Origin of the sequence: Pseudomonas typographi, assembly GCF_014694385.1 — a bacterium.
Classification (GTDB): domain Bacteria; phylum Pseudomonadota; class Gammaproteobacteria; order Pseudomonadales; family Pseudomonadaceae; genus Aquipseudomonas; species Aquipseudomonas typographi.
Genome location: NZ_JAAOCA010000076.1, coordinates 1 through 5,495, shown reverse-complemented (window position 1 = coordinate 5,495; position 5,495 = coordinate 1). Strand labels below are relative to the sequence as shown.

Annotated in this window: 7 protein-coding genes and 1 pseudogene; 4 read left to right on the top strand and 4 right to left on the bottom strand. The window is 56.9% G+C overall.

Annotation, left to right across the window (positions count from 1 at the left end; genetic code table 11):
- The first annotated feature begins 873 nt into the window (after positions 1 to 873).
- Positions 874 to 1,107 (top strand): hypothetical protein, encoded by a 234-nt coding sequence (locus HAQ05_RS27565; RefSeq protein ID WP_190427496.1) that lies wholly within the window; start codon positions 874 to 876, stop codon positions 1,105 to 1,107.
- A gap of 286 nt (positions 1,108 to 1,393) precedes the next feature.
- Here the strand turns inward: HAQ05_RS27565 and HAQ05_RS27560 are convergent, their stop codons facing one another.
- Complete coding sequence (locus HAQ05_RS27560) at positions 1,394 to 2,317, bottom strand: sensor domain-containing diguanylate cyclase (RefSeq protein WP_190427492.1); 924 nt, start codon at positions 2,315 to 2,317, stop codon at positions 1,394 to 1,396.
- Between the two features lie 456 nt (positions 2,318 to 2,773).
- On the opposite strand from HAQ05_RS27560, the pseudogene HAQ05_RS27555 reads away from it, so the two are divergent.
- Positions 2,774 to 3,055: pseudogene (locus HAQ05_RS27555) on the top strand (transposase); the annotation flags it as partial.
- Positions 3,056 to 3,109: 54 nt separating this feature from the next.
- Here HAQ05_RS27555 and HAQ05_RS27550 read toward each other — a convergent pair.
- The 3 genes from HAQ05_RS27550 to HAQ05_RS27540 are packed head-to-tail and all read right to left on the bottom strand — an operon-like array spanning position 3,110 to position 4,428.
- The gene (locus HAQ05_RS27550; protein WP_190427490.1) at positions 3,110 to 3,898 is read right to left on the bottom strand and encodes a phage major capsid protein; all 789 of its coding nucleotides are present in this window, start codon (positions 3,896 to 3,898) and stop codon (positions 3,110 to 3,112) included.
- 12 nt (positions 3,899 to 3,910) lie between these two features.
- Positions 3,911 to 4,105 (bottom strand): hypothetical protein, encoded by a 195-nt coding sequence (locus HAQ05_RS27545; protein WP_190427487.1) that lies wholly within the window; start codon positions 4,103 to 4,105, stop codon positions 3,911 to 3,913.
- Between the two features lie 2 nt (positions 4,106 to 4,107).
- Entirely contained in the window at positions 4,108 to 4,428 is a 321-nt protein-coding gene (locus tag HAQ05_RS27540; protein ID WP_190427483.1) for a phage holin, lambda family, read from the bottom strand.
- Between the two features lie 85 nt (positions 4,429 to 4,513).
- Between HAQ05_RS27540 and HAQ05_RS27535 the strand changes: the two genes are divergently transcribed.
- Positions 4,514 to 4,768, top strand: coding sequence for a type II toxin-antitoxin system RelE family toxin (locus HAQ05_RS27535; protein ID WP_190427479.1), 255 nt, complete (start codon positions 4,514 to 4,516; stop codon positions 4,766 to 4,768).
- Positions 4,752 to 5,078 (top strand): helix-turn-helix domain-containing protein, encoded by a 327-nt coding sequence (locus tag HAQ05_RS27530; RefSeq protein WP_190427476.1) that lies wholly within the window; start codon positions 4,752 to 4,754, stop codon positions 5,076 to 5,078. The genes HAQ05_RS27535 and HAQ05_RS27530 overlap by 17 nt, the downstream gene beginning before the upstream one ends.
- Positions 5,079 to 5,495 lie beyond the last annotated feature (417 nt).

Below are 5,495 nucleotides of genomic sequence, written 5' to 3'. Positions count from 1 at the left end.
CGCCAAAGCCCCCCCTTCAAACTTCGTCATGAATCCTGCACCACCACGACTGCGCATAGAAACAATCGCCAACTTGCTCAACGCCACTCAACGACACACCGTTCAGAACCATGTGTGTGATGCGCACGTCGCGCCGTACGCGTAACGCCCTGTGTAACCGTAAAACCATCCGCGCCCCTCTCGAGGCCGCATGATTCGAATGCCGGGTACCGTTCGGTGACGATGCTTAGATAGGCATATGTTGCCCCACTGATCACCCGCGAACGTTACCTTGATAAGGTGATTCAAAGCAGCGAGCAGCGGTTACATATACCGCTCCTGTTGCCGCGCCCTTGGGGCCCCAACCTACTCCCTGCGGTTGCTCCGCCTGTCAGTAACGCCAGCGCTCCTGCCCTCGCCAATCCGGCCGTGGTGCTGATGACCGGATGCTGATCCTCTGCGCCGTGGTGGTCTTCCAAAACACCCTAGCGGCCCTGTGGCCCCCCCGTGGTGTGGGTCACGAGCGGGGCACCTGGACTCTGGCCAGGGCAGCCCCAAGCGACAAGGTAGCCTGGGCTTGATCAGCCCTGGCGGCTGTGCCGATGGCCTCGCTCTCGCCCTGGCCCACAACATCCGACCAGGGGTGGCCGCTGACTTAGACGTCTTCGGTGGTATTGTGCACATCGTCGAGCGCCGGCACATACCGGCTCAGCCAATCGTCACGACGATGAAGCCGCCGCTCTCACTGCCAACCGGCCCTGGGCGTTGCCGTACAACAGCCACATCCTGCCATTGGAGCGATTCATGGTTAGGCATCCAGCTTGGATAAATTGCCAGTAACGGCCGGGCGGCCGCCGGTAGTAACGTTGCTCCAGGGCAAACCAAGGAGCGGTAATGGCTACCATTCGAAGCCTCGCAAGGAATCTTCCCGCCGACCCGGATATGCAAGGTTGGGTACAAGGCTGGGCGGTCGTGCAAAACGCACCCTGGCGGTTCATTAATATCCATGCCTCCAAGGAGGCTGCTGGGGCCGAGGCGAGCCAACTTGGCCCTGGCTACAGGGTCAGCTATGGCTCACATCGCCTTGGAACCGACGACTTCATCGGCTCCGATCCCCTTGACGGCTAGGTGAACCGAACCGTGTACGCCCCTGCAAGTTGTATAGGGGAAGGCCACTGTCCAAGAGGTAACCGAAACAGAACGATCAGCGATCATCCGCTTGGGGCACTTGCTTGAGCGTAGCCGCAAAGCCGTCGAGGATCTGATTTCGGCCATCACCGCCCAGGTGTATCGGCCCCCCGTTCCAAATTCCGGGCCCTTGCGTTCGAAAACGCCGCGCTTCTGGTGTTCAGGCCGGGCGTCTACGTCTGGTTGGCGAGGTCTAAGACTCAGTTAGGCCGTGTAAAAATACCTGCTACGTGCGGTCAGACCTGGCAATGCAGCTCCGTCCTCGTCCTTGCTGTTTGGCAGCATACAATGCTCTATCAGCCTGCTTGAGCATCTGATCAACGGTCTCATCGATTTTGAAGTTTGTAATGCCAGCAGAAAAATTATAACTGACCTCGACCCCTTCTGAATTAATTGGCGCAAGGGTCTGCCTGATCGTTTCAAGAATGGTTACAGCATCGACATTAGAGCAACCCGGGAATATAACCAGAAACTCCTCGCCCCCGTAACGCCCTAATAGATCCTTGCTCCGAATGCGCGAATGTAAGTGTTCCACGAAATGACATAGCACTGCATCCCCCGCAGGGTGGCCATAGGTGTCATTGACTTGCTTGAAATAGTCAATATCCAGCAATGCGAGAGCAAACCCCGCCCCGTCTTGCGAAGACGCCACTAACTTGCCCAATTCCGCTAAAATGCCTCGGCGATTCATGCAGCCGGTTAGCTCATCCGTCGTCGACGTTCGAATGGCAATATCCCGATCTAGGCGCATAAGACGATGGTCATTAGCCTGTAAGCGAGAAATGTCCGGAGCCACACTGATGCTCCAGCCATCAGCGTCGAATGTCTCCGTCATCCACAACCAGCGACCATCGTTGAGATTTGTTTCAAACTCTCGGAACGGCTGCTTTCCTCGCCGACTCTTGGTGGCCATCAACCATTGATCAAAATTTTCAGTTTGGACAAGGGTACCTGCACCCCTGGCATAAGCCCTCCGAACCAGCTCCGTCCAACTAACAAATTCGTCGCTCGCCAATCCAAAGGCTTCTCTAAAAGCTAGGTTGGCGAAACACAAAATGTCATCCTGATCATAAACAGCAATCGGCACAGCGCTTTTCTCAAGAAGCTTTATAAGGTTTCCTGCCCATTTTGGCAAAGCGTCACTTTCCATTTCCGAATTTCCCTACATCAAAAAAGGATAATCTAAGAACCGACTTTACCATTGAACCATTTCAGCACAGGCTAATGCTCAGGTCAGTACACTAAGGTCTAACATTACCATCGTATACTCTGCCGGCGAGCCGCTTAGGCTCAGGACCGGGTAGCCAAACCGCCATTGCTGTTTTCTCGGACGTAAAACTGCGCTTCTTCTACTAGCTCCCCCGGGGCGGGCTGGTGGTCTCGCGAAATTTTTTACTTATCGGCGCGCCTACCGAAGGGTATAGAACACGGATTCGCACACACTTGCCGCAACCCAATCATCGGGATTCGTGACCGGCTGCAGTGTACTGCAGTTATACCGCCGGCGAGAGAACCTGCTGTCGTTTTTTTGCCAGAATGAGGTTAAGCCACATTGCTGGGTGTAACGGATTCGATGCGTTCCATGGCGTTAATCGCAGCGCTAACGGACGGCTGTAAAGATGAAGTTCTGGCACACATGGCCTTCCCGAGGGCTCGTCGCCAGTAATTGCACAGCACGAACCCGCTGGAGAGGCTTAACGCGGAAATCAAACGGCGTACGAATATCGAGGGGATCTTCCCTAACGATCCGGCGATCACCAGGCTGGTCGGGGCGATGTTGCTGGAGCAGAACGACGAGTGGTGCCTGCAACGGCGTTATATGCAGTTGGAAGCCCTCGAGGCTGTCAGCGATAATCCGCAGGCCAAGCTGTCGGCCGTGATCAACTAAACGGCAAACTCAATGGCCAAAGCCGTGATGAGTTACACACCTCCAGGGCCGCGATCACGCTGCCCATCTGGGTGACCCCATTCGGTATTGGCGCCCCAAGTGGTGTGCGACCAGGGTGGCATACACCAAGTCGCCAATCGTGGCCCGGGCGGCCTGGCCCATGGCGAACGGCACCGTGCTCAGTTGGTCGAGGTCGTCATTGATAATCGCCTGGCGGTTGATGTTGAACAGCTCACCATAGGTGGCCAAGCGAATGGTTTCGCCACGGTCGCCCACGGTCACGTATTTGAACTCGGCGCCCGGCCGCACTTCACGCAGGCTGGGGAAGGCGCCCATGCCCGCCCGGTGCGATACTTTGACGTCGCTGAGGCGGCCCTTCTTGGTCCATAAGTGAAAGGTTTCCGGCGCCTCGTCCCAGCCCTGCAGCACCGACTTCGCCGCGGCGTCGAGCAAAATGTTGCCGAAGTCACTGGAATCGTGGGTGAAGGCCAGGCCGACCATGGCCATCGGGTGCAGCGTGGCAATGCCGATGCCGCGGTCGGCCAGCGACGCCCGCGCCAGTTCACGCAGGGTCATATGATTGTAGGCGTTGTCGCGCTGCTGGTCTTCAATATCGAGGCGGCTGAACAGCGAAGCGCGCACCGAATCGCCGTTGGTAATGTGCCCCTGGTGCACCGCGGTGGCCGTGGTGTCAGCGCCGAGCGCGGCCAGTAGCTTTTCCCGGGCCTGATGCACCGTGCACTGTATGTTGTCCAGGCAACCGTTCAACAACTCGCCATGCTGGTTGAAGCCGTTGAATGCCGCCTGGAAGGCTTCGCGGCGCGCGCCTTCCTCGGCCAGCACCTGGGCACGGATCTACTCGGGGGTGTTGAGCGTGCTGGGCGTTGGCCGGTCCAGGCGTTGTTTCATGACCTCCAGCGAGCCGGCCTTCACCCGCTGGGCCAGGCGGGTCGCGGTCAGGGCCAGGATGAAGGGCATCTGCTGGCGTTCGAGATGTTGCATGGCACGCGAGACAGCAGCGCCAGAGGTGCTTAGGTCAATCTTCAGCATGGCTATGGCCGTCCATGAGGTAAACGCGCCTCGGCATAACGATTGGCCAAGGCACTGATCTTCTTCACACCGAGGAACCCCACCCAGCCGCCGACAAAGCTGGCCATGCTGGTGGGGAAGCCGAACAGCTCAAGGCCGCTCAGCAGTGTGAGGGTAAGTCCGCCGCATAGCGCCCCCTCGAACGTAGCTTGCCGCCAGGAGCCACCACTATAAAAGGTGCGAACCACGGCCATGAAGATTGACAGCCCGAAGGCATAGATGGGCGTGGTGTGCTGGGCTACCCACGCGAGGATGGGTAGCCAGAATTCGGGTTTTTCGGGCATGAGGGGTGCCTCGCGCCAATGCGGATTGGCGCTTCCAAATACTTATTAAAAGGCTTATAATTCTGCCATCAGCAACGAGGCAGCAATGAATACGGTTAATTGGACACGGAAAGCCACCAAGCAGCTTTTGAAGATCGCCAAGCCCGATCAGGCCAAGATCTTTGATGCCGCCCAAGCGTTGGCCCATATGCCCAACGTGCAGAACGTCAAGGCGCTTACCCGCCACCAATTTGGATACCGCCTGCGGGTCGGGCGTTACCGTGTGATGTTCGACTGGGATGGCTTGGTGAAGATCGTGAATATTGAAGAGGTCAGCAAGCGTGATGAACACACCTACTAACGTACAAATCATCAACGGGCCGGACGGTATGCCGGCGTTCGTTGTCGTCCCCTACGCCCAGTACGTGAAGGACCACCCTGTCGAAGACTTGGTCCCCAACGAAGTGGTGGGCTACATGGTCAAGGAGGGGCTCACGCCTATCGCCGCTTGGCGCAAGCATCTTGGGCTATCGCAGGCCGAGGTGGCAACTCGCATTGGGATTAGCCAGTCAGCCTATGCGCAGCAAGAACAGGCCGCCAGACCGCGTAAGCCTACTCGGCTGAAAATCGCGAATGCATTAGGGGTATCAGAAGCTTTGCTCGACCTTTGAGTCCACACAGAGCGTGCCATCTAATAACTGTCTCTGTTAAAGATGTCTTATGAATCCCACCGTTATCGCAGTTATTGCATCCATTTTTACGGGTTCAGGTGTACTGCTGGGCGTTGCAAATGCTGGGTATGAAGTGCGGGCCCGTTTTATGAGTTGGCTGGCGAATGTTCTAGTGGCCGTTGATACCATCATGTGCATTTACATCATTTGGGACTTGTATTGTCGGCCCACACGCAGCGCTGCCCATTTAGCCCCAAAGTACAACCAAATGAACAATTCCATCTGTTCATCACGTGCCGTGAGACGCGCTACTGCCCCGTCGATCGCCAGCGCAACCTCATCACAATGCTGTATTGCTTGATCCCACCGGCACAAGGGCTGTTGTCCCGTATGAGCGCATACAACGGAGACACATAC

Excerpts from the sequence above, each read along its gene's own strand:
- HAQ05_RS27560 (WP_190427492.1), bottom strand. The coding sequence starts at position 2,317 with ATGGAAAGTGACGCTTTGCCAAAATGGGCAGGAAACCTTATAAAGCTT.
- HAQ05_RS27530 (WP_190427476.1), top strand. The coding sequence starts at position 4,752 with ATGAACACACCTACTAACGTACAAATCATCAACGGGCCGGACGGTATG.
- HAQ05_RS27535 (WP_190427479.1), top strand. The coding sequence starts at position 4,514 with ATGAATACGGTTAATTGGACACGGAAAGCCACCAAGCAGCTTTTGAAG.
- HAQ05_RS27565 (WP_190427496.1), top strand. The coding sequence starts at position 874 with ATGGCTACCATTCGAAGCCTCGCAAGGAATCTTCCCGCCGACCCGGAT.
- HAQ05_RS27540 (WP_190427483.1), bottom strand. The coding sequence starts at position 4,428 with ATGCCCGAAAAACCCGAATTCTGGCTACCCATCCTCGCGTGGGTAGCC.
- HAQ05_RS27545 (WP_190427487.1), bottom strand. The coding sequence starts at position 4,105 with ATGCTGAAGATTGACCTAAGCACCTCTGGCGCTGCTGTCTCGCGTGCC.